The 26,977-nt window shown below is 47.7% G+C and carries 22 protein-coding genes, 2 tRNA genes and 1 pseudogene; 3 read left to right on the forward strand and 22 right to left on the reverse strand.

The window, feature by feature from the left end; genetic code table 11:
• Positions 1-5 precede the first annotated feature (5 nt).
• The gene (locus tag LGV68_RS04435; RefSeq protein WP_020327460.1) at positions 6-683 is read right to left on the reverse strand and encodes a response regulator transcription factor; all 678 of its coding nucleotides are present in this window, start codon (positions 681-683) and stop codon (positions 6-8) included.
• A gap of 145 nt (positions 684-828) precedes the next feature.
• A complete protein-coding gene (locus LGV68_RS04440) occupies positions 829-2,028 on the reverse strand; it encodes a type III PLP-dependent enzyme (protein ID WP_061056569.1) in 1,200 nt (399 codons plus the stop codon).
• A 411-nt stretch (positions 2,029-2,439) separates the two neighbouring features.
• On the opposite strand from LGV68_RS04440, the gene LGV68_RS04445 reads away from it, so the two are divergent.
• A complete protein-coding gene (locus tag LGV68_RS04445; RefSeq protein WP_024373896.1) occupies positions 2,440-2,763 on the forward strand; it encodes a DUF1840 domain-containing protein in 324 nt (107 codons plus the stop codon).
• A 63-nt stretch (positions 2,764-2,826) separates the two neighbouring features.
• Here the strand turns inward: LGV68_RS04445 and LGV68_RS04450 are convergent, their stop codons facing one another.
• The 5 genes from LGV68_RS04450 to LGV68_RS04470 form a co-directional block, all read right to left on the reverse strand.
• The gene (locus LGV68_RS04450; RefSeq protein ID WP_055452960.1) at positions 2,827-3,663 is read right to left on the reverse strand and encodes a mechanosensitive ion channel family protein; all 837 of its coding nucleotides are present in this window, start codon (positions 3,661-3,663) and stop codon (positions 2,827-2,829) included.
• 54 nt (positions 3,664-3,717) lie between these two features.
• Positions 3,718-4,689 carry a calcium/sodium antiporter gene (locus tag LGV68_RS04455; protein WP_020327464.1) on the reverse strand — a complete coding sequence of 324 codons (972 nt, stop codon included), beginning with the start codon at positions 4,687-4,689 and terminating at the stop codon, positions 3,718-3,720.
• A 631-nt stretch (positions 4,690-5,320) separates the two neighbouring features.
• A complete protein-coding gene (locus LGV68_RS04460) occupies positions 5,321-5,680 on the reverse strand; it encodes an EF-hand domain-containing protein (RefSeq protein WP_252536339.1) in 360 nt (119 codons plus the stop codon).
• 127 nt (positions 5,681-5,807) lie between these two features.
• Positions 5,808-6,224, reverse strand: coding sequence for an SRPBCC domain-containing protein (locus LGV68_RS04465; protein WP_252536340.1), 417 nt, complete (start codon positions 6,222-6,224; stop codon positions 5,808-5,810).
• 154 nt (positions 6,225-6,378) lie between these two features.
• Entirely contained in the window at positions 6,379-7,695 is a 1,317-nt protein-coding gene (locus LGV68_RS04470) for a methyl-accepting chemotaxis protein (protein WP_075988616.1), read from the reverse strand.
• A 406-nt stretch (positions 7,696-8,101) separates the two neighbouring features.
• Between LGV68_RS04470 and LGV68_RS04475 the strand changes: the two genes are divergently transcribed.
• Positions 8,102-9,448 (forward strand): leucine-rich repeat-containing protein kinase family protein, encoded by a 1,347-nt coding sequence (locus LGV68_RS04475; RefSeq protein ID WP_208592377.1) that lies wholly within the window; start codon positions 8,102-8,104, stop codon positions 9,446-9,448.
• Positions 9,449-9,768: 320 nt separating this feature from the next.
• On the opposite strand, the gene LGV68_RS04480 is transcribed toward LGV68_RS04475, so the two are convergent.
• From LGV68_RS04480 to LGV68_RS04520, 9 genes and pseudogenes are all read right to left on the reverse strand, one after another.
• Positions 9,769-9,975: a hypothetical protein gene (locus LGV68_RS04480; protein WP_020327469.1), complete on the reverse strand. Its 207-nt coding sequence runs from the start codon at positions 9,973-9,975 to the stop codon at positions 9,769-9,771.
• A 292-nt stretch (positions 9,976-10,267) separates the two neighbouring features.
• On the reverse strand, positions 10,268-10,480 hold the full coding sequence (locus LGV68_RS04485) for a cold-shock protein (RefSeq protein WP_020327470.1): 213 nt from the start codon (positions 10,478-10,480) through the stop codon (positions 10,268-10,270).
• Between the two features lie 1,074 nt (positions 10,481-11,554).
• Positions 11,555-11,866, reverse strand: coding sequence for a cupin domain-containing protein (locus LGV68_RS04490; RefSeq protein ID WP_038157635.1), 312 nt, complete (start codon positions 11,864-11,866; stop codon positions 11,555-11,557).
• A gap of 44 nt (positions 11,867-11,910) precedes the next feature.
• A complete protein-coding gene (locus LGV68_RS04495; protein WP_020327472.1) occupies positions 11,911-12,270 on the reverse strand; it encodes a VOC family protein in 360 nt (119 codons plus the stop codon).
• A 91-nt stretch (positions 12,271-12,361) separates the two neighbouring features.
• On the reverse strand, positions 12,362-12,796 hold the full coding sequence (locus tag LGV68_RS04500; RefSeq protein WP_061056573.1) for an SRPBCC family protein: 435 nt from the start codon (positions 12,794-12,796) through the stop codon (positions 12,362-12,364).
• Between the two features lie 158 nt (positions 12,797-12,954).
• On the reverse strand, positions 12,955-13,305 hold the full coding sequence (locus tag LGV68_RS04505; RefSeq protein ID WP_252536341.1) for a DUF3147 family protein: 351 nt from the start codon (positions 13,303-13,305) through the stop codon (positions 12,955-12,957).
• A 179-nt stretch (positions 13,306-13,484) separates the two neighbouring features.
• Positions 13,485-13,718: pseudogene (locus tag LGV68_RS04510) on the reverse strand (phage portal protein); the annotation flags it as partial.
• Positions 13,719-14,048: 330 nt separating this feature from the next.
• Positions 14,049-14,125 (reverse strand) — tRNA-Val (locus LGV68_RS04515).
• Positions 14,126-14,162: 37 nt separating this feature from the next.
• Positions 14,163-14,239: transfer RNA gene (locus LGV68_RS04520), tRNA-Val, on the reverse strand.
• Positions 14,240-14,516: 277 nt separating this feature from the next.
• On the opposite strand from LGV68_RS04520, the gene LGV68_RS04525 reads away from it, so the two are divergent.
• Positions 14,517-15,575 (forward strand): GGDEF domain-containing protein, encoded by a 1,059-nt coding sequence (locus LGV68_RS04525; RefSeq protein ID WP_024374661.1) that lies wholly within the window; start codon positions 14,517-14,519, stop codon positions 15,573-15,575.
• Here LGV68_RS04525 and LGV68_RS04530 read toward each other — a convergent pair.
• The 6 genes from LGV68_RS04530 to LGV68_RS04555 form a co-directional block, all read right to left on the reverse strand.
• The gene (locus LGV68_RS04530; RefSeq protein ID WP_020327476.1) at positions 15,567-16,259 is read right to left on the reverse strand and encodes a DUF2726 domain-containing protein; all 693 of its coding nucleotides are present in this window, start codon (positions 16,257-16,259) and stop codon (positions 15,567-15,569) included. The two genes, LGV68_RS04525 and LGV68_RS04530, sit on opposite strands and share 9 nt — an antisense overlap.
• A gap of 191 nt (positions 16,260-16,450) precedes the next feature.
• Positions 16,451-22,402: a pullulanase-type alpha-1,6-glucosidase gene (gene pulA, locus LGV68_RS04535; protein WP_252536342.1), complete on the reverse strand. Its 5,952-nt coding sequence runs from the start codon at positions 22,400-22,402 to the stop codon at positions 16,451-16,453.
• Between the two features lie 420 nt (positions 22,403-22,822).
• Positions 22,823-23,797 (reverse strand): chemotaxis protein, encoded by a 975-nt coding sequence (locus LGV68_RS04540; RefSeq protein ID WP_199465406.1) that lies wholly within the window; start codon positions 23,795-23,797, stop codon positions 22,823-22,825.
• A gap of 23 nt (positions 23,798-23,820) precedes the next feature.
• On the reverse strand, positions 23,821-24,591 hold the full coding sequence (locus LGV68_RS04545) for a transporter substrate-binding domain-containing protein (RefSeq protein WP_024374658.1): 771 nt from the start codon (positions 24,589-24,591) through the stop codon (positions 23,821-23,823).
• Between the two features lie 81 nt (positions 24,592-24,672).
• Positions 24,673-25,356 carry a response regulator gene (locus tag LGV68_RS04550; protein ID WP_020432525.1) on the reverse strand — a complete coding sequence of 228 codons (684 nt, stop codon included), beginning with the start codon at positions 25,354-25,356 and terminating at the stop codon, positions 24,673-24,675.
• Positions 25,353-26,975, reverse strand: coding sequence for a sensor histidine kinase (locus tag LGV68_RS04555; RefSeq protein WP_020327481.1), 1,623 nt, complete (start codon positions 26,973-26,975; stop codon positions 25,353-25,355). The genes LGV68_RS04550 and LGV68_RS04555 overlap by 4 nt, the downstream gene beginning before the upstream one ends.
• Positions 26,976-26,977: the final 2 nt, after the last annotated feature.

The following is a 26,977-nucleotide window of genomic DNA, read 5'->3' on the forward strand; positions in this document are numbered from 1 at the left end:
CTACCTTAACTACACTTTTGCGCCACATAGCCAAAGCCACGTTTGTTCTTCACTGGCAGATTGCCACCAGCATCACGCACCTTTTTACGAATGGAGGAAAGGTGCGCTTCAATCGTGTTTTTGGCGACATAATCAAAATGCCCCACCACGGATTCACTGATCTGTTCCACGCTCATCACCCGGTTTGGTGCACTGAACAAGCACTGTACGATTTTGAATTCGTTCGGGGTGAGATCAATGACCTGCCCCTGATAAAGAAAGGTTTTATCCGCTAAATTGACACAGAATTCGTCGATGGACAGTGTCTGGTCCACCTGCTCAAGACTACCTCGACGCATGATCGTCAGAATACGGGCATGCAGCTCTTCAAATGAAAAAGGTTTGGTCAGGTAATCATCAGCGCCTTGCAGCAAGCCTTCCACCCGATCCTGAGTGTCGGTTTTGGCGGAAAGAATCAACACGCGAGTCTGTTTCTTCTGTTTGCGCAGTGCTTTGAGTATTTCCAGGCCACTTAAGCCGGGCAGCATTAAATCGAGAATGATGACATCGTACTGATTGTTAAGCGCCATACTCAGCGCTTCCTGACCATCACCCGTGTCATCAGTGGCAAACCCAAGATGGTTAAGACCCACAATCAAACTGCGGCGGAGCGTTTCGGAGTCTTCGATAATTAATAGTTTCACGGCAGGTTCTGTTATCGCGGAGGAATAGCTCAAGCATACGTGAAAACGCCGACAATGTGGACCCAAACGCTATGCAGAACTGGTAGAAAGCCCTACTCATAAACATAAAAAAACTCCCACCGAGGTGGGAGTTTTCAGCAATTCATTAGCCAATCATGCGTTCACTGTTTTCGGCCATTTCATTGAAAACGACCGTTTGCGCACGTTTGAAGAAGTTGAAGTCGGTTGCCGTCGCACTGGTGTAAGCCCCCATCATGCGGCCGATAATCAAATCACCGTTATCCAGTTTTGGCAGCAGAATGTTTTCTGCAATCACGTCAATACTGTCACAAGTCGGGCCAGCCAGCACACTTGGTGCGTACTCGCCTTCTTGCTTCAGCGTCACCAATGGGTATTGTGCGTCGTCAAAAATCAAACCGCTGAACGAACCGTAAACACCGTCATCCAAGTAGTACCAAGTCTGACCATCGCGCTCAGCTTGACCCATTACCGACGCCACGCTCATCATAGATTGCGCGACAATAAAACGACCAGGTTCAGCAATCACCTGAACGGTTTCAGGCAGCTCTGCCAGTGCTTCGTTTATCGGCACGCAGAACTGATCAATCGGCATCACTTGTTTGGTGTAGTTCACAGGGAAACCACCACCGATGTCCAGCGTGCTCAGGGCAGGCAAACCACGTTCTACCACTTGTTTCATCACTTCTTTACACGTGTGGATCGCTTCCACGTATTTTTGTGGATTGGTGGTCTGAGAACCGACGTGGAATGACAAGCCTTTGATACGAATGTTCCACTCTTTTGCCATTTCAATAATGGTCAGTGCTTGTTCTGCCGAGCAGCCGAATTTTTTCGACAAGTCAGCAAACGCTTCAGAGTTTCGAAAGCTCAGGCGAACCAGAAGCTCTACATCATCGCGGTAAGCTTTAAACTTCGCCAGTTCGTTCAGGTTGTCGACCACAAACACGTTGCAACCGTAAGCAAGAGCATCACGGATGTCGGCATCACGTTTGATTGGATGAGTATGAATCGTACGTTCTGCAGGTACACCTTCCTGAGCAACCAGTTCAACTTCGCCGGTTGTCGCCAAGTCAAAGCTTGCGCCTTCTTGCAGCAACGTTCTTACCACAACCGGATGTGGCAGTGGTTTCAGTGCAAAATGCAAAGTGACGTTTGGCAGTGCCGCGCTCAGTGCACGGTATTGCTGACGGATGATGTCACAGTCAAGCATCAGTAATGGCGCACCAAACTGTTCGACCGATGATTCGATCAAATGAATTTCGTCAGCAGAAAGCGCTTGAGAAGTGAAAGATTGAAAATTCAGAACTGAACGAGCAGTCGCCATGGCAAACCTCCAAAATAATGAGCACTTTTCATATGCGTTGTGATGAAAAGTGGAGCGTCAATAAAAGCGCGGTTGCGCTGTCAAAGTCACTCTTGGATAGTTGCTCTATCGCCTTGCCACAAAACCAGCTGTGATGTACTCGGATTGGCTATCATCAAGAAGCGAGGCGATAGTAAGGTCATAAGTTGGTCAGCGCAATAAAAAATGCGGTGTTTAAAACTAAAACTTTTTTGTGGTAAAGATTGCATTATGTAATGGTTTTTCTAGGTCCCGAAACACGGTTGATCTCCTTGTCGGCAAAGGAAAATCTGGCCCGATTTCGATGTGTTTTTCAACCAAGATAGACGATCATTTTTCAACGGAGTAAAGTGAACATTGCACTCACACTCAATAATCACAAAGAGGCATTCTATGTTAATGACTTTTCGCTGCAAGGCGTCGGCGAACGTCACCATGTTTGGCAGCATCGGCCTGCAAATGTTGACAATGATGGGTCACAGTGAAACCGTCCCAGGAGCCATTCTCGCCAAGGATGTGCCAGAGGCACTTCGTTTGTTGCAAGCTGCGATAGAGCTCGAAAAGAAGAAGGCCCAGCCTGAAACGGATGATGATGAAGACAATGAGTCCGCGATTGAGCTGCCGGTCAGCATTGCAAATCGCGCTTTACCACTGATTGCGCTGCTTAAGGCAGCATCGCAGGAAGAGTGCGATGTGATGTGGGAAGAAGGATACTGATTTTCTTCCTCAACTTGTCACAATCACTAAGATCAAAAAGCCCCGCAATGGCGGGGCTTAGTTTTATTTGATGAGCTCTTGCGGCGTCATCGTAATGTGCAGGTCGCGCTGCGGGAATGGAATCGACAAACCCGCCTCTTCAATTTTGCCTTTAAGCTGGCGTTGAATGCTCCAGTATGTTTCCCAGTATTTGTCTGTCGGACACCAGGCGCGCAGTTGCAGATTCACCGAGCTGTCTGCCAGCATCTGTACCATCACCTGAGGCTGCGGATCGCGCATGATTGCTTCGTGACTCAGAGCCAACTCTTTCAGAACCTCTAACCCCACATCAACCGAATCTTTGTATGAAATACCCACCGTGACTTCCATACGACGACGATTGTTGCGGCTGAAATTTTTGATGGTCGCGCCCCAAACGGTGCGGTTTGGGCTGGAAATATACAGACCATCTGATGTTTCAAACACCGAAGTGAACAAGCCAATGTCTCTCACGCTGCCGGTATAACCCGCAAACTCGACAAACTCACCTTTTTTAATCGGTTTTAAGAACAGGATCATGATACCTGCGGCAATGTTGCTCAGCGTATCTTTCAATGCCAGACCAATAGCCAGACCAGCGGCACCGACCAGAGCAACTAAGCTCGCTGTATTCACGCCAAACAGATCAAGAATGATCACCAGCGCCAACAAGTAAACAGAATAAGAAGCGATTTTCGATAGCAAACGCGCCACGATTTCATCACTGCTACCGACTTTCATCACGCCTTTAAAAACGGCTTTGCGAACAAGTTTCGAGATAATTGACGCAGCCACGAGAATAAGAATGGTCAGTAGCGTATTTTTCGCTACGTCCAACAGGAATGCCTGATGCGTGTTATAGAAGTCGACTAATGAATCCATGAATATCTCCGCAATGGTTATATGGATGGGTTTAAAGGCTAAGAAGGTGGGTGACTAACCCACACTTCCCTGAATCAAATACAGGTTATAACTCAGATAACACAAAACAAAAACCGCACCTTCAACACGGGTTATGGTTTTGGCCTTGCCAAATTTCAGTGCCATGATGAGCAGCAATGCAGTGATAAACAGCATTGCGGTCCAGTCGCGCCAGAAAATTTCAGCGCCGATGTTGTTGATGGGTTCGATGACTCCGGCAATACCTACCACCGCCAATGAGTTAAACATGTTTGAGCCGACCACGTTGCCAACCGCAATGTCATGTTCCCCTTTGCGCGCTGCCGTAATGGATGCCGCAAGTTCCGGTAAAGACGTACCAAGTGCAACGATGGTCAGACCGATCAGCAGATCACTGACACCCAGTTGCTGGGCTATCGTGACCGCACCCCAAACCAGAATGCGGGAACTGACAACCAGCAGCAGCAAACCGGCTGCCAGCCAGAACATAGCCTTACCTTTTGAGAGCTCAGGACGCTGCATTTCTTGTTCAAATTCAGTCTGCAGAGAATCACGTTTGGCTTTAAGAGCACTCCAGATGGACCAACCGATGATCGTCAGAAAACCCACAAGCAGCACCCATGCTTCTGCCGAACTGATATCGTGATTCCAAAGCATGCCACCAAGCACCAAGGTGATGATCAGCAAAATAGGCAGTTCTTTACGGATAATATTGGAGTGAACGGCAATCGGAGCAATGAGCGCGGTGACACCCAGGATCAGGCTGATATTAACGATGTTGGAGCCCAGCGCATTACCCAGCGCCAACGCAGGGTTACCATCCAGCGCGGCCATTGCAGAGACGACCATTTCAGGCGCCGAAGTGCCAAAACCCACCACCAGCATACCAATCAGTAAAGGCGGCATGCCTGCGTAGTTTGCACTCGCCGCAGCCCCTTCAACAAATTTATCTGCACTCCAGACCAAAAGGCCAAATCCGGCAATAATTGCCACAATCGCTAACAACATAGCTCGTTTCCCACTTTCAAACACGCTTAAAAAGGAGTCGCAACCTGGCGGCGCTACAAAAAGCTGTTGTGTCTGTTGGTCAGTGTTGCCAGAAACAAAGATGTGTTGGTGCATTCAGTATAACGTTCAATTCTCACATTGGTTGTGAAAGGTAATATTTTGCTCAACATGGATTACATCAGAACGTTTGCGCTGAGACTTTCAGCAAGTGATGGAATAGCTGATCATAAAACTCCGAATATCGACAGGCAAATTTACGTAAGCAAAGCAGCGGGACCTGTCGTTACCCCTACCTTGCTTAAGTCTTGCCAGAACATCAGGAACGTGAATACCACAAGCATGAGGCTTGGAGACTGTTGATATTCACTCTTCAATGAATTGAAGAAGGCTACTCCCTTAAACGCGCGCATTTAACTACGTCATTCCTGACAATGCAAGCGATTGTTTATTGGTCAATGATTCATCGGAGTAAATAACAACCAGAATGAATATTTCTCTGACACCAAAAACAACGCTGATATTTGCCGGAATTCACTTCCAGGACTGCTGCTTCGCGCCATTCAGACTCTGCGAATATAGGGCCCAGAAATAAACAGAGGCCGCAGATACGGCCTCTTGTAAATTGTAACAATCATTGTTGCGGTTTGGCGTATCTCATGCTGCCACGATGAGCGAGAAATTCTTGTTCATCGATTAAGCCATTGCCATCAGCATCGATCTGCTCAAACATGCCATCGCTATTTGCGGCATTTTTCATCATGCGACCATCCGCGGCACGCTCCGCTTGTCTGGCTTGTTGAAATGCCACAAACTCTTGCTGAGTAATTGCACCGTCGTGATCGACATCGATCTCAGTAAAGGTCGGCATCTGCGTGGGCCCCATTCCGCCATTGCCTTTCCCCATACCATTCCCAGTGGCGTTTCCTGCAGCATAAGCGGGCAGAGACACGACAAAACATCCGATCAATAGCCATGAAGCTTTACGAGTCATACATCCCTCCTTCCCTGTAAACACAACTCAGAGTGTAGACCTCGATAACCATATATTTTGTGAGGTTGTTTACAGATAGAGTAATGACGACTTTTTCACTCATGAGACAGGCAGAATTGATTGCACCTCAGCTCTCTCCACCTCCGTGTTCCACATAACGCGCAAAGCTAGCCAGAATGGTTTGCCAACCCTCTCGTTGTTGCTCGATTGAATGCGTCGTCTCCGCATCAAAGGTGACACGCACCAGCACGCCATCAATATGGACAGTAAAGGTGACTTCTGCTTTCCTGTCTCCGAATTCATAGACAAGAAGAGATTCCGGTTCGACATGGGTATAGACACCAACAAAATCAAATCCCATGCTGCCATCTTTCGCTTCCATTCGAGAGCAGAATTCTCCACCGACTTGTAAATCCACGGTCGCCTTGGTGGTGTGCCAATCATCAGACGCCGCATTCCAATGCACAATATCTTCCGGTGTTGTATAGGCATGCCACACCCGAGCAAGCGGGGCGGCGACTTTCTGTTCCACGGTGATTTTCATCTTTTATCCTTTTGCCACTGACTGTGTGAGCGAATCGCCTATAAACCATAGTTAAAATTAACGAAGTTACCAATCAGCGGCATTCAGGATAAATAAGCATCGCTATGAGTGTGAAGCGCATTTATGGCTCAGATACATTGCCTGACAGGAAGCATTACAGTTGCTGATTAAACTGACTGACAGCATCAACCACTTTCTGCGCTCCGCGCTGAATATCACCCATGACCTGACCTGCCTCCGTCGATAGCTCCAATGCTTCTCCAGCCTGATTCTGGCAACGCGCGATCAACTCAACAGCATCTTTGGTTCGTTTGAGGTTTTCACTCACCACCGCCACAATTTCTTCGGTGGTTTTATTGGTGCGAGAGGCTAACTGGCGCACTTCATCAGCCACCACGGCAAACCCGCGCCCCTGTTCCCCCGCTCGCGCAGCCTCAATCGCTGCATTCAGCGCCAGCAAGTTGGTTTGATCAGCAATGCCACTGATGCTGCTGACCAGTTCACTGATCTTTTTCGAGTGCTCACTTAACGCTTCAATCCCCTGGCTCGCCTGCTGCATTTGTTGCGCCAGCGCTTCCATTTTGTCAATCGTGGTACTTACGACCTGCTGACCTTGAGAGGTTTGTTGCCCAGTCACTTCAGAAACATCAAAGGCGATTTTCGCCGCTTCGGCCACCGCCAGTTCCTGATTCACCTGGTCGGTGATCACCGTGGCAAACTTTACGACCTTATACAGTTCACCTAAATCGTTATGAATGGGGTTATAAGACGCTTCCAGCCAAACAATTTGCCCATGACTGTCCACGCGCTTAAAGCGTTCGGAAACGAACTGACCACTGGCCAGTTTTCTCCAGAATTCTTTATAAGCGGGCGAGTTAACCTCTTCTGCTTCGCAAAAGATGCGATGATGTTTTCCCGCAATCTGATCATTGTTGGAATACCCCATGGTTCGCAGAAAATTGTCGTTAGCGCGGATGATGGTGCCGTCCAATGTAAATTCAATCACCGCTGTGGAGCGATTGAGCGCTTTGAGCATATCTTCGTGTTCACGCGACGTTTTGATGGTTCGAGTCAGCTCTGCCGCATAGACAGCGATGCGCAGCACCTGATTTTTGCTGTTTTTTATCGGCTGAATAATGGTACGCAGCCAAGCCTCTTCGCTGGTCCCCTTCTTCAACTGCACTGCACCGTTCCAATGCTCAGAACGCACCAACGCTTCTTTCATCCGGTGAAAATGCTCAGTATCCCGCGCTTTCTCCGGCACGAGTTCCGTGATGTGTTTACCGGATACTGCCGTTTGCTTCAGGCCCAGCTCGTCCTCAAAACGCGCATTGACCGAAACAACAACACCTTTGGGATCCAACGTAATGCGCAGCATATCTTCATCAAGACTTTCACGTATTTGAACCCAAGAGTGAAGATCTTCTTTAAGCTGCTGATTTTCCTTTTGAAGTGACTTATTGAAAAACATAGTGGCCCTGTCTGGTAATAAGGTGTTTGAACTCGAATGCAAAAAGCATCCAGATTGCCTTTATAAACTGACTTAGTAGGTTATCTGCCGAAACGGCATTTGTTTGAATAATATTTAAACTTTCGTTCTAAACCAAAAGTTTGTCTATTTATTATTGTCGAATTCAGCACCATTTGCCGATGTGAATTTATGAACGAAGATCTAACTGTTGAATGGACAACCGCTGCTCTCCGAGACGAGTTGCATCTATTCTGAAAGGTAATGATGCAACCCGATACGATGATCAATATTAGGAGGTTCTCTGATAGCTGCTTCAAAGCACACAACAAAGAAGATTAAGTTATAATGTCGTCATTTCTTTTTGAAGGCGCCCGTTTCCGCGTCTTGCTTTTTGATTGAATTGCTAATGCACACACTTGAACAATTGCGGTCGGGAGAACTAAAAGGACTCCGCCGCTTAAAACTGTCATGCGGTTTAACCGACTTCCCACGAGAGATATTTTCGTTATCTGATACGTTGGAGATCCTTGATCTGACAGGGAATCATCTCTCATCACTTCCGGATGACCTCGAACAGCTCACCAAGCTTAAAGTCATTTTTTGCTCCCAGAATCAATTTACGCAATTGCCTGCAGTGTTGGGGCGATGCCATTCTCTGACCATGGTGGGTTTTAAATCTAATCAGATAGTAGATGTACCAGCGGAGTCGTTGCCGGCAAGGTTGCGTTGGCTTATTTTGACAGATAATTGTATTCAGGCTTTACCTGAAAGCATTGGGCAATGCTCTGACTTGCAGAAACTGATGTTAGCCGGAAATCAGCTTACTAACTTGCCTGATTCACTGGCCCGATGTCACCGCTTAGAACTCGCCCGTATCGCAGCGAACCAACTCAAAGCCCTACCCGAATGGCTAATATCTTTGCCTAGGCTAACCTGGTTAACTTTTGCCGGGAATCCGTTTATAGAGCGATTGGAGGCTCAAGCTTTAAAGACATCAATGGCGGGTATTAATTGGCATCAATTAGAAGTTAATGAGTTACTTGGTGAAGGGGCATCAGGTTTGATATATCGTGCTAGCTTGTCTCTAGGTCAGAAAACCTTCCCAGTTGCAGTAAAATTGTTTAAAGGTGCGATGACAAGTGATGGTTCGCCGTTGTGCGAGATGGCATCGATTATGAAGGCGGGGCAACATTCGGCTTTAACACAAACACTCGGGCGCATTCAGCATCATCCAGCAAGTGTTGATGGCCTAGTCATGAAACTCATACCAAACAATTTCAGCAACTTAGCAGGTCCTCCGAGCCTTGAGTCGTGTACGCGAGATGTTTATTCCGAAGATAGGAAGTTTTCTACATCAGTACTATTTCGGATTGCAGGCACAATAGCGGATGCCGTACGTCATCTTCACCAACAGGGGGTGATGCATGGTGATTTGTACGCACACAATATACTGATTACATCATCAGGAGATGCACTACTAAGTGATTATGGTGCTGCATCATTTTTTGATTTTACAGATCCTAATCAATCAGCGAAATTACAACGTTTGGAAGTTAGAGCGTTTGGGTGTTTGTTGGAAGAACTGACAGAACGTTGTGATGATTTAAATGATCAAGTTCGAGTAGAGTTGGAGGCACTAGCTTTTGACTGTCAACATCGCGACATTATGGCTCGACCTACATTTGATAAAATCTGCAATATTTTATCTCAGGTTCAATCAGGTACTGAATCATCCATAAAAAGGCAATACTGATAAACTTAAGTTGATATGTGCAATCTACAAGTCGTTATCACATTCAGCGATTACCTTGTAGAAGCGGGACAAAGGTACTCGAATGTTTTGCTGGCCTAAACGGGTACCCATTCGGTCCTCCGATCATTCATGAAGTCACACATCTCAGTTGACGACGCAGCTATAACGTTACCCGGAGGCTTTGGTGGTGTAACTGGAGACATTGAAAGCCAGTACCATGGCACCACCATAGTCGTTCCTAAAAGGAAGTGATAATTCAGTGTACGAGTGCTACACACATGTGACACTTAGAAAAATATAATGGGGGTGTTGCTTTTAGGCTACTGATGTTGCTTGAAAAAACGCTCAGCGCTAGCGAACAGAGAGTTACAGTGTTTGTCATGTTGCAAGTATTCTGGTGTCCCTTTTTCCATCGTTTCGAGCTCAGCCTTAGCTTTATGGTACTCTCCAACCATTTGCTCGAATTTTGCTTCATAACCGCCTTTCCACGCTTTCTTTTGCGCTTTTTCGTGTCGACTTTTTCTCATTAACTGTTCCTTATTGCTAAGTGCAAAACGTCAATAACATTAAATATATCACCTCAAATAAATAATTAATTACAATAACCAATACATTTACGAGCTAAATTAATATTATCTCTGTTAGTGTTTATTAAGCACAAAAAAAAATAAAGATACGATATTCAGTTACACTCATTTAAATTAGAGTGTAATTCACATCGCACCTTTATAATAATTTATTCTTATTGCTGCCAATGGCTTCAAAAAAAACACACATTATCATCCAGGAAGGAATAGACAGTGTGTTTCCGGAGCTAGATTATGCAGTTTGAACGTTTGCAGCTTGAGGACCTTTCGCGCCCTGCTCTACGTTGAACGTTACTTTTTGGCCTTCAGTCAAGGTTCTGAAACCTTCTGAAGCGATAGCATTGAAGTGTACGAACACGTCCGCGCCACCGTTGTCTGGAGTAATGAAACCGAAACCTTTAGTTTCGTTAAACCATTTTACTGAACCTGTAGTCTTATTAGACATAAATACCTCGTTATTAATTAAAGATTCGAAAGCGAGACTATTTGATGGAAGATGAAGCATAAGTTACTGCAGGAGTAATATAACGAAATAACTCGAAAGAAAACTAAGAAGAGACTTGAACTAAACATTTCATAAATAGCTCTCGTTTAAGAGCTTCGGGTACTATACACGGATGTACTCAAATAGATAGGAATATTTTGATTTATTTTCTCTAACAGCCAATTTTTGTATCAAAAATATTTCTATGATTTCGTTCGTGAACCCAATGATACCAGTGCCTAAGCGTTAGTAGTCAGCAGGACGTTTTGAGAAACGGCAGATCCAGTTTTGGGGATGCGAACTAGGGGATGGAACGAGGTAGCGATGAAATATTGAACACTATTGAATGAAAAACTTACCCAGGCTTTCACCTTGGCCGTTCAAGATTTCTCCGCAGCTCGATTGCTCGCAGTACGAAAAACTCACGTTCCTATCGAAAACAGGCAGCTTTTGAAAAACGTGTCGTCTCAAAATATCGCTATTCAGTTGGTGAATAAATTCCGACCAACTCAGTTCATTGTGGTTTAGGTAAAATTCTATTTTGAACATTCTTGTTTCTTTCCTTGTACGGATTCTTGGTTACGATTGGTGTGATACCAATAGATTTGTCGGCTGGTTCGTCTAGCCATAATAAATTTAACTTCTGTTTAGTTTACGGAAAGGCAAGCATGGCATGAGAGAGTTTCAGCCGTGCGAACCTAAAAATACTTCGATAAAAAATGTATAGGGATACTTAAGCTATTTGATGGAATATAAAGAGGAAGTAATCGCAGGTATGTGACGAAAGAATTCGAAAAGATACAGGGAAGAGACTTGAACTTGATGCTACATGAATAGCTCATATTTTATGAGCAAGGCACACTATACACGCAACAAACTAAATAGATAGCTTTTTCGTTTGCATTGCAAAAACTGATTCATTGCTCACCAGCTCTAAATGAAACGTGAGAAGGCAAATCAATGATGTCGATTTATAGAGCTATAGCGCTTCATTGTGACGAAAACTGGTGTGAGCGTTGGGAATGTGCCACGCTGTTACACGCTGCCTGCAGTTTCAACGACTAAAACTCTTGCTTCACCTTGTGGATGAGCGACATGCTCAGTACCCATTGACGCATAGAAAATATCGCCGGCCTGCAAGGTTGTCGTTTTTTCTTGTCCATCAATGCGATATAGCATTTCAACAACACCATCTAGTACAACAAAAACTTCTTCACCATCGTTGATATGCCATTTATAGGGTTGATCTGTCCAATGTAAGCTCGTAGTGATACCATTCATGTTCGCTATTTCTTTAGCTCCCCAAGCTCGCGATGCTTTAAACTCCCTGCTTCTTATGATTTCCAAAATTATCATCCTTTTTAAGTGTATAACGCCACGTGAGGCGTTTGTTATGCACGTGCTTCCGACCAAACTGCAAACTCATTGCCACTTGGCTCTACAAAATGGAAACGACAACCACCGGGAAATTCAAAGATGGGGCGGATAATATGGCCGCCATTGTTCGCGACTTTATCCAAAGTAGATTCAATGTCCGCACTGTAGAAAATTAAAAGCGCACCACCATTTTCAGTCCGACTAGAAAGCTCAGCCTTAAAAAAGCCACCGTCTAAACCTTCATTTGAAAATGCGGTATAGTCAGGTCCATAGTCAACAAAACGCCAGCCAAAAACCTTTGAAAAAAACGCTTTCGTTGACTCCAAGTCTTTAGCTGCAAACTCTACATAATTGATCTTTTCATGCTGGTTCATTGTTAACTCCTGTCATTTTTTCATTGGCGCACAACGCAACGTTAATTAAGTCGCGATCTACACTTCCACCTAAACTGCCAAACGTTACGAATCACTCTTGAACGCTTTGTATGCCTTCATTTTCTACTGCTTGTTTGAGCCCTTTCATCGTCGCAGGTAAGGCTCTTTTCATCTGTTTACCTATTAACCTGCCGAACAGTGGAGCCAAGAAGCCCGAAAATTTCACAGCGTGAATCACTTCCGTTTGCTTACCTTTTCCCCGCAGTTCATGTTCAAAACTAATTTGGCAAAGTGGTAAGCGACTAATTGTTGTAAAGGACTTATTTATAGTTACTTCCGTAAACTCTATTTTTGCTTCCGGTCCTTTCATAGGTTTGAGCCTACCTTTTGTACCTTGAACAAAATCGCCATCTATTGAAGATGAGGTAACATCGGGGTCCCACGCAGCCCAATCATTAACATTAGAATAAAATGGATAAATTTTTTCAGGTACAGCATTGATAAAGATTTTTTCTTTGAATTCCATAGACCGATTTCCTCGAAGAAAGCTAACGCTCGCTTACGTGGTGAGCAACACACAACAGTACTCAACCATTGCACAGTAAAGTAAACACAACGCTAAATCTAACCATAACCGTCGAGCGTTACGAATCCGTCTTGAGGCATTTGTTGGGCTAAACTTGTCTACAGCAAACTTATCCCAAAGTGCTTCACTACTGCTTGTGTAATTGCGAAGCAAACAATCGAAACTACACAACTTATTAGCAACGTGATCCAAAATGAATATTTAGCCAGTAAATAAGGAAAGAGCAAAAACATTGGGAATGTTGGTAACACATACCAAAAAGTATAAAAAGCATGATTTGAAAGTTTGCTGTTTCCCTGCCCTTCTATGTACATCCAAACCAACGCCAATATGGTTACTGTCGGTAAAGCTGCGACCAAAGCCCCCATTTTGTCACTTCTTTTTGCAACTTCAGAAACCAACACAACGATAGCAGCAGTGGTAAGGTACTTAATGACAATCCAAAGCATTATCAGATCTCCTTTCCCATAACTTTTGGATTAAACTTGTTTAGCCTAACATTCTATTGGTACGCTTGCGTGTTTTTATATATAACTAGTTTTACAAAAAACCAAATAACTTATTGATAGTTAATCAAATAAACAAGAATAAAAGAATTGTTTGGCTGACAAAAATCACACTGAAGCGATCAGCTACCATGCTCCAAGCTCACATACTCATTCAATTTAAGCTGCTCATTCTCCACAAACTCGTTCAGTTCGCCCAGTGAATAAATCTGTGCCAGCACATCATTCAAGATCTGGTTCTTCGCGTCTTTGAACGAGTCTTTCGCTTCCATAAGGCCAATAGGTTTGAGTTCCGGCGCTGTGGTATCTTTACCCTTGGCATTTACAAACAGGTTTTTAAACGCCATCCCCTCCTTTGTCATGCTCAGATCGTCCATATACCGCGGGCAACAAAGCCGCAGATTGGCGCTAACAGTAGCCTTAAAATCCCTATCAGCTAATTAAGAGCCAGACGTCGAAGAGCCGATCCGAAGTCGCACTGACGAATAAGTCAGTTAGACCGGTGACGGTGGGCAAAGTAAGAGGCGAGAAAGGAACCGAACTTAATCTGGATGTCGGGAACTTAGGTTGGAGCGATTAAAACCACACCTGAAGACGAATGTGGACACTCATTCTAGGAAAGCCACGTATTTTAATCGCTTAAGAAACGACAAAACCCGCTAAAAAGCGGGTTCTGTGTGAATTTATGGTGCGTCCGAGTGGACTCGAACCACCGACCCCCGCCATGTCAAGGCGATACTCTAACCAGCTGAGCTACGGACGCACACCGCATGTTTATACACTTGCTGAGTGTTTTCTCATGGTGCGTCCGAGTGGACTCGAACCACCGACCCCCGCCATGTCAAGGCGATACTCTAACCAGCTGAGCTACGGACGCTTTACCTGAGAACGGGGAGGATATTAACGACAGATTTTCAGACGCGCAAGTCAAATTTCTTTGTTTTTGAATCGATTGGCTTTTACATCGACAGTTTGCTGTTTTTTTATCCCATTTCACAACAATTAACTGAGTTACATCACAATTAATTTTCCGGCACTAATTAGAACTATCTCTCCTTTTGTGATTCGTATTCAAAAATAATATTGATTGCTTAAACTAAAGGGGTAGTATAGCGCCTTATTGGCTAGGAACTATGCAATTGAGACGTTAGAACATGGATGCAAGGTTGTTTGACAATTCGCATACTTTGAGAGCGTCAGTACTGGCGGGTCTCAGCCTGTTCCTGACTGGGATTGCCCTGTTCTTCACCATCTTCAACATCTCCTACAACGAAGCCTATGTGCTGGCAGGACTGGAGTTTTTATTCGCTTTCTACTCTGGTTATATTTATCGACTGGCAACCGCTCATAAACATACCCATCGTCATATTCAGTACTATGTCTACTTCCTCATTACTATTATCGGTGTGGGCAGTTTCATGCAACCGCTGGGTAACGGTTTATTCCTATGGACGATATTCTGCCCGATTCTGCTTTATGTCTTGCTCGGACAATCGCATGGACGACTGATGACGGGCGTGGTGCTGATCATTCAGATTTTTAACGTCTACCACAATGCTACCAAAGTCGACGCGTTTGATACGGTAGCGACGTTAGTCAATTTGATCCTGTGTTATGTGGGCGTTTGGACGGTTTCCCACATTTACGAGACCAACCGTCACAACATTGAAAACTCCCTCACCTATCTGGCGTCCCGGGATTCATTAACCGGAGCACACAACCGCTTATCGCTGACCTCTGCCTTCAATCACTTCGAGAAGAACAAAGACGACGCCTCCTCACTGTGCTTGCTCATCATCGATTTGGACTACTTCAAACAGGTTAATGATGAATTCGGCCACGATACCGGCGACAAAGTGTTGATCGAAACCACGCAATTGCTGAGCCAGATCGTGGGAGACAACAACTTATTCAGGATCGGCGGAGAAGAGTTTTGTGTCACTCTGTTTGACCAAGGGTTGGAACAGGCAGAACGCGTCGGCGAGCGCCTGCGTTACGTGATTGGGCAGCACCTCTACAACTATCGTAATCAACGCATTCAACTGACCTTGAGTGTCGGTATTTGCGAATACCGAGATGGCGATAACCTCAGCGATTTGTTGAAACTGGCAGACGTAGAACTGTATCGAGCGAAGAAAAACGGTCGTAATCAGGTGCGTTTATGCCAAATTTCCGACAAGCGCGAACACACCATGCAAACCGAATCAGTTTAACGGCTCGATATCATTCGACTCGTTGTCATCATCCAGTTCAAACACCACGTTATAGTTTTCTGTATAAGTACAGTGCGGCTGTCGGCTGCAGGTAAAAAAGCGGCGGCCTTTAAACTCGCCTTGGCTGGCAACTTTTATTACCATCGGGCTGCCACAACGCTTACAAAAGCGAACTTCTTTATCGGTTTCGATCAGATCAATATGCGCGGCCAACAACCGGCGCAGCTTCCCGACCTGATAACTGTATTTGATATTGGCGCCGATGAGTGGAATGTTGGCGGTTTTGCACACGTGCATCAGCAGTTTTTCACGTTCAATCTTTGACTTGTTCAGTTCCTTGCCATCGTCAAGCTCCACCACCACCCGTGGTTCTAGGGTGCGGGCATCACACACCACAAAATTGAAGTAGCTGCGTGCAATGCGGTTACTGGCAATAAACCACTGCTTTTTGTTCTGCAACTTAGCGGGCGTCACCACGTGCGCCATGCTGACTTTGGTCAGTACGACACCGTGCTCCCCTACTGCCGTTTTCAATGCGTTATAAAAGGTGCTTTCGGCCATATTGAGCACCGGCCCTTTGCGCTTATAGGCGTAATCCTTGGTATCGTCGTGACGGATGACGTACTTTTGAATCACAACGAAAAATACCACCAGCAATGCAACAATGATGAAAATGTTAGTCATGGTGCTCCATCAGCTTTTATTCATAGCGCTTTGAACTGCCAGTAGTGGCAAGTAACTAAATGAGACGTAACGCTTTTATAGATAACCGAAGTTTTGCGGAAAGGCCAGTTTATTCCTTCAGTTTTGAGGATTGGGCATTTCGAGAAACAAAAAGCCCGCCGAAGCGGGCTTTCACTATATACAAAGAATACTTACTCAACCAGTAACAAGCGTCCGGTCAGGGCGGGGAGCGAAACCGTTGTCGTGGTCTCGGTCGTTGCGATCACTTCATTCGTCAGCAAATCACGCAGTTGTGTGGTTGGCTTGAGTTTGCCCATGTCAATCGGCAGGCTTTGCGCCGACGTCGACGTGTTGAGCGCAAACACTATCTGCTCTTCACCACTGACTTTAAGATCCGCATAGACATTATCGTCAATCCACAGGTTCCGACGCTCACCGTTATACAATGCCGGATGCTGTGCCCGTATCGCCATCAGCTCGGACACCGTGGCTTTAAATGCTTGCTGCTCAGCCGTCAGGGCCACATCAGTCACGCCATCAACTTTCCCGCTGGAGCGTGAGACATGGTCATCACACAGCCCTTGCTCGGCGCAGTTATCTGTCACTTTTGTCGCAAAGTCTGCCACTTCATCGCCAATTTCCTCACCGTAATAGAGTGTGATGGGTCCGGAATAAGCCGTCAGGAATGTCATGGCTGCCTGATAGCGTGCGTAGAAATCGCCCAGGTTGCCACGTTGAATCAAATCACCAAAGCGCACCAAATCGTGGTTGCCCAACATCAGGTTTGGCATGGCGTGATACGGTGACAGGCTACGCGTATTCCAAGACGCATCGAGCGCTCGTGCGTTAGCTGACGCCCCCGACTCCTCAACCGCCAAAGCTTGTACCAGGCCATAGCGTAGCGGGAAGTTGAAGGCTGAAGCCAGAGCGGGCGCATCATCACTGCCATAAGCCTGTTCGGTAATGGAATTGGCATCACTCCACACTTCACCGACCATATAACCCAGCGTACCCCACTGCGCGCCAGCTTCTTTGTTGGCCGCCGCTGCACTTTCAACCGCCGAGCGCAGGTTGCGCCAGGTTGCCAGCGGTACCTGATATGCTTGGTCCAGACGCCAGCCATCAATGTGATACTGACTGATCCAGTACGTCGCCACTTCCTGGAAGAAGGCTTCACTGTCCACGCTCGGGTACACCACCAATTGCCCCGGGTAACCGCTTTCACCCGCTTTGAGTTGCGGCAGTTTCCCGGTTGGTGAAGCTTTGACGGTGTTAACATGAGTGTGACCGAAAACGCCGTCAAGGAACACGTACAAGCCCTTAGCATGCGCTGTATCAATCAGCGTTTTCAGTTGTGCATTGGTCCCAAAATTCGGATCGACATTGAAGTAATCACACGCAAAATAACCAGTCGCATCGAGTTTGTTGTCTGTACCTGTTCCTGCACACGAATCAAACACAGGGGTCAGCCAGATGGCGTTGACATTCAAGCTGGCGATGTAATCGAGGCTATCAATGATGCCTTGTAAGTCGCCTTTGTGATGCGAACTGCCATAGCCGACGCCGTAGTCTGCACCGCTGTCGCCATCAACAAAAGACTCCACCATCACCTGATAAATACGCAGGTTACAGGCCGGATCGTCATCCTGATAACAGGCATAATCCGTTTGACTGAGCGAGAGACTCGGATGCGCAGTATCCGAAGCATTCAGTACAAAGTGCCAGAGCCCTGCTTCGCTCAGCGTGAGTTTGAAGTTGCCACCAGCGTCCTGCAACAGCCCGCTGTTGTCTGTCACTGAGCCAAACCCGAGGTTCACGGTTGACCAATCATCACTGGCAAGCTTGAACTCGTACTCACCCGGTTGAAGGTAGGCACTGACCTGATAAACCCCTTCTTTGACATACTCAAAAGCGGTGCTGGTTGCCCAGCCATTCATCGAACCACGCAGATACACAGTGGTTGACCCGTAAGGGGCCTGGTCGGCTTGTTGTGACGCAACCTGAATGCCGGTGCCCTGCTCGCCTTGTTGCGGCAGAACAAACACCGCAGCAGTGAGCCCGGGGACGGAGAAAGTATGAGCGCTGACACTGGCACTGCGCACCACCGAATCGGACGCATTGGCCAGCAGCGGATGCAAACTGAATCCAGACGCTTCATCCATCGTGATACTTTGTGTTGCCGTGTTGGCGTTGATGATCACCACAATCGCGTCGTAGTTGGCATCAAGATCCGCGCCGGAAGTAATACCGTCGTCCACCGACATCGCAATCAGGCCCGGCAGAGCATCCGACCCCGTATTGTGGAAATGTACGCGTGTAACGATTTCATCCTGCGTCAGCAAACGCAACAACGGTGTACCAGAGCGAATTTTCAGCAGCGTTTTAAATGCTTCATCACTCCAGGCGATGTCTTTCGGTGAGGCCACCGTATTCGGATTGCTAATGATGGACTGAATCGCACTCCAGTTCGCCTGATCTTTATCAGCGCGTGGCAGACCGACGTTCCAGTTGTTGGTCTGTTTGCTGAAATCAACCCGGTTGACCCAGTCACCACTGTCGTAACTGTCACGAGCCATGGATTTGGAACGCAGCAGCTCTGATCCCATATGCAAGAACGGCACACCTTGCCCCAGCAGCACAGGCGCGAGCCCGACAATCTGCATTCGCGCGCGATCAGCCGACGAGACTGACGCATCCGTTTTGTACTGGTTAAAATCCCACAGCGTCTGGTTATCATGCTTGGAGACATAGTTTACCGACTCTTGCGGATCCAACGTATACGCGGCTCCTTGGTCGCCATAGAGGTAATCCTTACCCAATACCACCATCCCGCTGTAGGTTTTCAGCGGATAATTTTGCAGATTTCCCGCCATGCCGTAGCGAATCAGATCCATACGTGATTTCAGCTCATCACTGAATCGGTCACCAGCATTGGCAAAACCAGGGTTATTAAGCAAATCTGCGCCACTGTCGAACGGGCCGCCACCACGCACACCATCACGCAGACGATCGTTGTAAGTCCCGATTCCGGTTCCGGCCATCTGCCATTGCGTGGCGTTTTCACCGCGTGCGCCATTGACCACTTCACCAAAGTTCCAGCCTTCACCGTAGAACCAGGTATCCTCGTCGACCGCTTTCACCTGTTCATACACTTTGAGCATGCTGGACTTCATCAGGTGACCCATCAAGTCAAAACGGAAGCCATCGATTTTGTACTCTTTGGCCCACATACTGACGCTGTCAGCCACCAGCTTTTCGAACATACGATGCTCAGAAGCCGTGTTATCACAACAGGTTGAGTTTTCCACCGCCCCTGTCACAGGGTTCAAACGGTGGTAATAACCCGGAACCGTTTTATCGAGGACCGATTTATCGTACAGCCCCGATGAATAGGTATGGTTGTACACCACATCCTGCACGACTCTGAAACCAAACTCGTGCAGCTTCTGCACCATCTGGCGGTACTCTTTGATGCGCGCCAATCCTTCACTGTTTACGGCGTAGCTGCCTTCCGGCACCGAGTAATGGTATGGATCGTAACCCCAGTTGAAACTGTCGAGCGGACGAATGTCGGCCATCAATGCCTGCGCTTGTTCGGTGGCAGGATCCGCCTGCTCCAGCAGAGACAAAATTGTCGCGCCGCGATCCGTACCATTGCTGCACAATGTCGCACTTGGATTGAGATCGCACAGCTTAGCGACTGTGTCATTCAGATCGACCCGGCGGCGACTCTCTTCAGGGATGGACGCCAGATCATAGCTTGGCAGCAGATGCACCGTGGTTAGGCCGGCGTCGCGCAAGCTTTTCAGGTGCGCGACACTGTCACGTTGTTCTTCCAAAAATGCCAGGTATTTACCATTGAGTTCCGGTGTACCTTTGGTATCGCTGGCGCTGAAATCACGAATGTGCACTTCATAAATGATGTTGTCTTCCGGCGCGCTCAGTTCGGGAACCATCTGGTTGTCCCAGCCTGACGGTTTACTCTGCGGCGATTCCAGATCGACCAGTTGTGAGTAAAGGCTGGAGGTGCTGAGAGAGAGTGAGTAAGGATCGGTGGTCATCATCCATTCCACCTGACGGGTTTTCGGATGATAAGCACGCAGGCGATAACGATAGTAGACCTGATTCAAGGCGGCTTCATCGCCCTGATAATGCCAAATACCCGTCGCCGGGTCTTCGCTCATCATAACAGGCGACGCCTGACGCAGCGTTTTATCCGCATCATACAGATAAAGCTCCACGCTTTGTGCGGTGGGCGCCCAAAGAGCAAAATGTGCTTTGCCGTCAGCCAGCCAGGAACCCAGCTTCGCTTCATCCGCATCGTTCTCTCCGCTGGTGTACAACGCATCCACGGCGCCAGGGATTTGCAACTGCGTGGCTGCCAACACTTGCCCTTCACTGTTGAGCGCCACGGCCAGCAGTTCGGTTTTCAACAGTGCTTTAGCCTGTTCAGCCGTCACGTCCAGTTGAAAATTTACCATGCCACTCAAATGCGGATAGTGAGTGCTGCTCACCACTCCCGCTTGCGCCAGCGGATAAGCAACGAACTGCGATGGCTCGTTGATATCGCCATTGCCCGCAGCACGGCTCCACAACTGATAACTGCTGGCACCATCGGTGGTTTGCCAGGCGATGGAATCAGCTGCCATCCAGTGCGCTGATGCCCCTTCAATCGTGACCGTCGTTTGTTCATTCGGCGAGTATTTGAGAACACTACTGCCATGCTCAGTGTAGAGCGTGTTACCTTTGGAAAAATCCAGCTGCAGGTCATCACCACCCAGCGCTTTGTCATCGCCGTTATGAATGATGAAGTTCATGCAATTGCCATGCTCTGCTTTGAGCGGAATATGGAACTCAGCGCCATAGTCACCGTCGATAGTCGTGTAGCTTAGTGGCGCGCCCCAGCTCACACTGTTCAACGTATCGTCGGCAACCGAATCGCAGCTGCCGCCATTCCAAAGATGCAATCCCCATCCAGCGTAGTTGGCATCCGAGCGATGGTAATACACGACCGCTTCGCTGTATGTCGGGGTCGGCGTCTCTGTCGCGTTGTCAGGATTTTTCGGCTGAGGATCAATACTGTCCGGAATACCATCGGCATCATCATCGCTGGATGCGAAGTCGCCCAAGCCATCGCCATTGGTATCGGTACTTTCAAAACGATCACGCGGAAACGCATCATCGCTGTTCAACGCGCCATCGTTATCCATATCAGTGTCGTCAACGTCAGCGATACCATCATTGTCCAGATCCGCAGGCACACTGCGGGCATCATAGGGATCGCTGCCCAGACGGCGTTCATCTGCGTCTGACCAACCATCGTTGTCATCGTCGCTATCGGCGAAATCACCGATGCCGTCGTTGTCACTGTCTACGGATTCATTCGGATCATGCGGAAACGCATCCACGTTATCGGCAACGCCATCTTTGTCGCTATCGACCATAATGACAGGACGGCCATTTTCATCGAAAGTCAGTGTTTTATTGCCAAGATCGACTTCACCACCATTTTCGCGCGCGTTTTTGATTTCCTCGCCAATCGCTTTGGCTCCTTGCGCCATTTGTTCGGCATGCTGACCAATCAGATTGGCATCGAACTGCTCCGGCATCATTTGCGCCATAGCTTTCGCGGACTGTGCCACCAGTGTATTGCCATCAGCGATGTAGTTCGCTTTCGGGTCCAGACCCGGTTGATTGAGATCCTCGCGCAGCGCGGCCAGAGCTTGCGCTTCACTCAGGCCATCTTCCATTTTGGCATGCAGCATAGTGGTGAGCGGTGTGATCTGACGATAGCCTTTCGGTGCCGACATCATGTAGCCGCGTGACACAGTCACTCCGGGCAGATCTTCGTCAATGGTTTGTCCCTGTATGACTTCTGTCATCAAGGTATAACTGTCGGGGTCACCATTGAAAGCGGAAAGATCAATCTCCGCACGCCCCTGCTCGCCGGTTGTGGCTTGCGGTTCATCACTGTCACGTTCAAAGTTGCCGTTGACGTCAAGCCACACCACAGCCTGATTCAAATAGCCATCCATCGCCTGAACGCTCATCGTCTGACTATCACTGGAACTGCCATCATTACAGGCGGCCAAAAGTCCCAGTGAAGCAAACGCGATGGTTATTCTCGTTAGCTTTGTATTCATCGTTCTGTCCATAAGGTTTACGTTATTGGGTGCTGCTTGAAAACGAAATGGCAGCAAACCCTGACCTGCGCCGTCATATGCACCTGACTACGCACAATAACGTTATAATTGGACAACATTTGATGACCTCCCCCTTGCAATTCCCTGGTATGGGCGTAGATGAAAAGGATGAGAAATCAAAATATTGGGAGAGTTCACATTCGGCAGGGATATAAGTGGTGATGAGTTTCATATCACTGGCCATTTCAGTGAAGCGGGTAACACTCGGTAGGTTGAAGCGCGGCTGGAACTGAAAGAAAGTTACATTTGCGTGAGTGCCGGAATTTATGATCCTAATCCCAAGCGGCGCAGCGGGCGGGTTTCGAATTTTGCACATAAAAAAACGGAACCCTTGGCTCCGTTTTTACTACTAATTCGCGCTTAACCGAAAATATAGTTATCCATCATACTCACCAGTTTGCCGATTTCAGGCTTGGTGATGGTGTCATTGGCACCAAGCGTCATGGCTTTGTGACGGTTATCTTCACTCATCAGGGAGGAGAACATCACGATAGGTGTCTTGGTATAGACTTCGCTGTCACGCAGGCGTTTGACCAAGTGCATCCCGTCCATACGCGGCATTTCCACGTCGGTTACGATGGCATCGATCAGCTCGCTCACTGGCAGGTTCTCTTCTTTGGCAATACGTTGAATATCCATCAACTTTTCGTACGCTTCGCCACCATCTTTACACGCAATCACGTTATAACCTGCGGTGCTCAGGGTGTCCTGAATCAGGCTGCGAATAAAGGCGGAATCGTCCACCACCATGACTGTTTTGGCGTTACGTTTGCCGACCATTTTCTGGTTAAGATCCACCGAGCGGTCTACCTTCACATCGTATTTTTCCATACTCAGTTCCGGGTTGATGTCGGCAATGATCTTTTCAAAATCGAGAATCATGATCAGCTTGCCTTCTTTGCGCACAACCGCAACGACGCAATCCTGCTCACCAGATTCTAAGAACTGGCTTGGCGATTCCACATCGTTCCAGGAAATACGATGAATGCGGCTGATGCTGTCAATCAGAAAGCCGTTGGTCATGCGGTTGAAATCGGTCACGATGACGAACTTGTTGTCGATCTCTTTGCGAGTCGGTACACCGAGCCAGCCTGCCAGATCCACCAGTGGCGTGAGAATCTCCCGTGATGAAAACACCCCTATCATGTGCGGCTGCGCATTCGGATAGTCCGTGGTTTCCGGCACGCGAATCACTTCACGCACTTTGGCCACGTTGATGCCGTAATAACAGGTTTTGGTTTGACCGCTCGGCAGCAGCTTCTCCAAGTGGAATTCGATAATCTCTAATTCGTTGGTGCCGCTTTCTAATAAGATTGTACTGCTTGGGTTGCTCATAATGGTCACATCTTTAAGGCCAGTCATCGATATTTGTTCAAGATCGCCTGATACAGGTTCACGCCATCTTTACCGGTGGTATTTTTAATTGTATCAATACCTTTTTGTAAGTCGTTCAACAAGCTTTGATCGACGTTTTTGTTAAACGCATAGTACAACAATCCTTCTTTGAGGACATAAACAGTTTCAAAATCTTCGACATTATAGCCCGCTTGTTTGATCCACCACTGTGCTGAACGTTCATCATAAGCAATTAAATCAATGCGTTTCTTGAGCAACTGCTCAGCCAGTACGCTGACATACGCCGCTTCTTGCATCGATTCTCGTGGCACACCAAACTGCAGCAGCATCTGCTCACCCACGTCATCACGAATGATACCAATGCGGTAAGACGCCATGTCCAGCGGACTATCCACCTCAATACCACTGCCTTTGCGGGCAATGATGACGACTTTGATGTCGTCAATCGGGCCGACCCAGTGAAACAGATCTTCCCGATGTTGAGTACGAGTAGTGGAAAACAGCACGGAACCCGGACGCAAAATAGTCGAACGATAAGAGCGCGCCCAAGGCTGCAAAACGATGTGATCGCGCGGTAAAGTAACGCCTGCGACTTGAGCGGCCTGAAGAAGCAGGTCGACCGAAATACCCGTCACCTGACCATTTTGATGGAAATTAAAAGGCGGATACTCTTCCGTGTAATAGGTCAGAGAATCCAGAGTGGCGCCAAAGGCACCGGAGAACGAACATACCCAAACAAAAATCACTTTAACGAACGTGTTACCTATCTTCATAACACCCTACCTGATTGTTCAGACGACGTCTGAATTTAACTGTAGATAGGGATAGAAGGTTCGTCTAGACGATACGTTCGTTCAATGGCGTAGGACTTTCTTATAGCTGCGCTCCGGACGCCCTACGCTGCCATAACGCACGTCGGCTTCCAGCTCTCCAGAACCAATCAAATATTCGAGATAGCGCCGCGCTGTGGTGCGACTGGCTCCAATACGTTCCCCCGCTTCATCAGCGGTCAGGCTGACAGGTTGGCGAAACAGATGGCGGATTTTGTCCAGCGTGACCGAATCAATCCCTTTCGGCAGTCGCTGCTGACCGGGCTCGGATTGAGTGTGTGCGGTGAGCATTTTGTCCACCATTCCCTGATCAAGATCGGCGACCCGGCCAAGCTCAACCTGACGGGCCTGATACTTGTTCAGCGCCGCTTCAAGACGCGGAAACATGACCGGTTTAAGCAGGTAATCCACTACTCCTCCGCGCATAGCCTGCTGCAGCGTTTCCACATCACGGGCAGCAGTGATTAAGATGATGTCGCAACACTCATTGCGGCCACGCACCCACTGCAATATATCGAGGCCCGTACCATCCGGAAGATAGACGTCCAACAACACCAAATCCGGCTTTAGAACGTCGAGCTGCAACTCTGCTTCTGCCTGAGTTGTGGCAATCCCTACCACTTCAAAGCCGCCGATCTGGTTGAGATATTTGTGATGCAATTGAGCAATCGCGACATCATCTTCAATGATCAATACCCGGGTACTCATTGCATTTCTTCCTTCGGCAAATAAACCGTCATACGTGTTCCAAATTCCTTATCACTGACCATTTCTAATTGTCCCTGATATCTATCCGACAGCTGTTTGACCAAGAACAGGCCGACGCCGCGGTTCTGTTTGGCTTTGCTGGAAATCCCTTTTTGCAACAGCACTTCCGGATCGACATCAGTGGGAAGTCCACAACCCTGATCTTCGACTTCCAATATAATTTCATTGCCGTAATCGCTGATAGATACATCAATTATACGTCGCTCTTGCGGGATAGGCTGCTCGCTGCGAATGACACTCAGCGTGGCATCAAAGGCGTTATCGATCAGGTTTCCCAAAATGGTCACGATATCTTCTGCGTTAATACGCTGAGGCAGCGCCGCAAGATGAGATCCCTCATCCACGCGCAGCTCTAAACCAATTTCACGCGCACGTTCCGTTTTACCCAGCAACATGCCGGCAATCAGCGGATCTTTCACCGTCTCGCGCAAGAACTCAATCAAGCTCTGATAATGCGCGGTTTCCTGCCCAATCAACTGCTGTACCGCTTCCAGTTCGCCCATTTGTACCAAGCCACTGATGGTATTGAGCTTGTTACGGTGTTCATGGGTTTGTGAACGCAGCATTTCTGCGTACTCTTTGGTTTGCGACAGCTGCTCAGTCAAATCATTAATTTCATCGCGTAAACGGAAACTCGATACCGCCCCCACAACTTTACCATCCACAATCAGCGGGCTGCGGTTGGCAATCAAACGCTGCTTATTCAGATAAAGTTCAATGTCGTGGTCTATCTCGCCTGACTCCAGCACCGTATACAGATCACTGTCCGGCAGCGAATCGGTGAGTAAACGGTTGAGGGCTTTGTCACGATCAATACCGAGAATTTCACAGGCACTTTTGTTTATCGAGCGTAGTATTCCTTTGTCGTCGATACTGAGAATGCCCTCTTTGATGGTGCTCATCGTCACGTCAAGTTCGACATACAAACGGCCAATCTCTTCCGGCTCAAAACCCAGTATCGCTTTCTGGAAGCGGCGGGAGACATAGCTCGACACCACTCCGTTCGCGGCGACCACCAGAAAAGTAATGCCGATCAGGTAAATGAGATACGGCTCAATGCGATCTTGCAGGCGCTCAAGCAGATAACCGACCGAGACCACACCGATGATATTGCCATTAGCGTCAAGCACCGCCGATTTACCGCGCACCGACTTACCGAGAGATCCTTGTGCAAACGAGACGTAAGCTTCACCGTTATTCAGTGCGCGTTCGTTATCGCCCCCTACCATCGGTTTGCCGATACGGCGGTCAAGCGGATGAACAAGTCGAATACCTTTCTCGTCACCAATCACAATAAACGCAGCACCGATGAGCTGAGTCAGATCGCGAAAACGCTCTTGTTGAGCATCAGAAGCGTCGCCTTTTTGAATCAGATCGATGACCGCTGGCGAACTGGCCAGAAACGAAGCCACGCCCAGCGCCTTTAGCCCCATTTCTTCTTCTTGTGCATGTTTTATGTAAACAAAACCCGCCGCCACCAGCACCAGCAGTTCAATCAAACCGGATAAAGTCATAATGATCAGCATTCGTTTTCGGAAGCTGATGCTGTTCCATGTCATCG

Source organism: Vibrio sp. LQ2, assembly GCF_023920125.1.
GTDB lineage: Bacteria > Pseudomonadota > Gammaproteobacteria > Enterobacterales > Vibrionaceae > Vibrio > Vibrio fluvialis.

What these genes read in the sequence shown, in the direction of transcription:
- LGV68_RS04475 (WP_208592377.1), top strand. Translation starts at nt 8,102, where the DNA reads ATGCACACACTTGAACAATTGCGGTCGGGAGAACTAAAAGGACTCCGC.
- LGV68_RS04500 (WP_061056573.1), bottom strand. Translation starts at nt 12,796, where the DNA reads ATGGAATTCAAAGAAAAAATCTTTATCAATGCTGTACCTGAAAAAATT.
- LGV68_RS04495 (WP_020327472.1), bottom strand. Translation starts at nt 12,270, where the DNA reads ATGAACCAGCATGAAAAGATCAATTATGTAGAGTTTGCAGCTAAAGAC.
- LGV68_RS04460 (WP_252536339.1), bottom strand. Translation starts at nt 5,680, where the DNA reads ATGACTCGTAAAGCTTCATGGCTATTGATCGGATGTTTTGTCGTGTCT.
- LGV68_RS04440 (WP_061056569.1), bottom strand. Translation starts at nt 2,028, where the DNA reads ATGGCGACTGCTCGTTCAGTTCTGAATTTTCAATCTTTCACTTCTCAA.
- LGV68_RS04525 (WP_024374661.1), top strand. Translation starts at nt 14,517, where the DNA reads ATGGATGCAAGGTTGTTTGACAATTCGCATACTTTGAGAGCGTCAGTA.
- LGV68_RS04550 (WP_020432525.1), bottom strand. Translation starts at nt 25,356, where the DNA reads ATGAGTACCCGGGTATTGATCATTGAAGATGATGTCGCGATTGCTCAA.
- LGV68_RS04530 (WP_020327476.1), bottom strand. Translation starts at nt 16,259, where the DNA reads ATGACTAACATTTTCATCATTGTTGCATTGCTGGTGGTATTTTTCGTT.
- LGV68_RS04555 (WP_020327481.1), bottom strand. Translation starts at nt 26,975, where the DNA reads ATGACATGGAACAGCATCAGCTTCCGAAAACGAATGCTGATCATTATG.
- LGV68_RS04465 (WP_252536340.1), bottom strand. Translation starts at nt 6,224, where the DNA reads ATGAAAATCACCGTGGAACAGAAAGTCGCCGCCCCGCTTGCTCGGGTG.
- LGV68_RS04450 (WP_055452960.1), bottom strand. Translation starts at nt 3,663, where the DNA reads ATGGATTCATTAGTCGACTTCTATAACACGCATCAGGCATTCCTGTTG.
- LGV68_RS04540 (WP_199465406.1), bottom strand. Translation starts at nt 23,797, where the DNA reads ATGAGCAACCCAAGCAGTACAATCTTATTAGAAAGCGGCACCAACGAA.
- LGV68_RS04545 (WP_024374658.1), bottom strand. Translation starts at nt 24,591, where the DNA reads ATGAAGATAGGTAACACGTTCGTTAAAGTGATTTTTGTTTGGGTATGT.
- LGV68_RS04470 (WP_075988616.1), bottom strand. Translation starts at nt 7,695, where the DNA reads ATGTTTTTCAATAAGTCACTTCAAAAGGAAAATCAGCAGCTTAAAGAA.
- LGV68_RS04480 (WP_020327469.1), bottom strand. Translation starts at nt 9,975, where the DNA reads ATGAGAAAAAGTCGACACGAAAAAGCGCAAAAGAAAGCGTGGAAAGGC.
- LGV68_RS04485 (WP_020327470.1), bottom strand. Translation starts at nt 10,480, where the DNA reads ATGTCTAATAAGACTACAGGTTCAGTAAAATGGTTTAACGAAACTAAA.
- LGV68_RS04445 (WP_024373896.1), top strand. Translation starts at nt 2,440, where the DNA reads ATGTTAATGACTTTTCGCTGCAAGGCGTCGGCGAACGTCACCATGTTT.
- LGV68_RS04455 (WP_020327464.1), bottom strand. Translation starts at nt 4,689, where the DNA reads ATGTTGTTAGCGATTGTGGCAATTATTGCCGGATTTGGCCTTTTGGTC.
- pulA (WP_252536342.1), bottom strand. Translation starts at nt 22,402, where the DNA reads ATGAATACAAAGCTAACGAGAATAACCATCGCGTTTGCTTCACTGGGA.
- LGV68_RS04505 (WP_252536341.1), bottom strand. Translation starts at nt 13,305, where the DNA reads ATGCTTTGGATTGTCATTAAGTACCTTACCACTGCTGCTATCGTTGTG.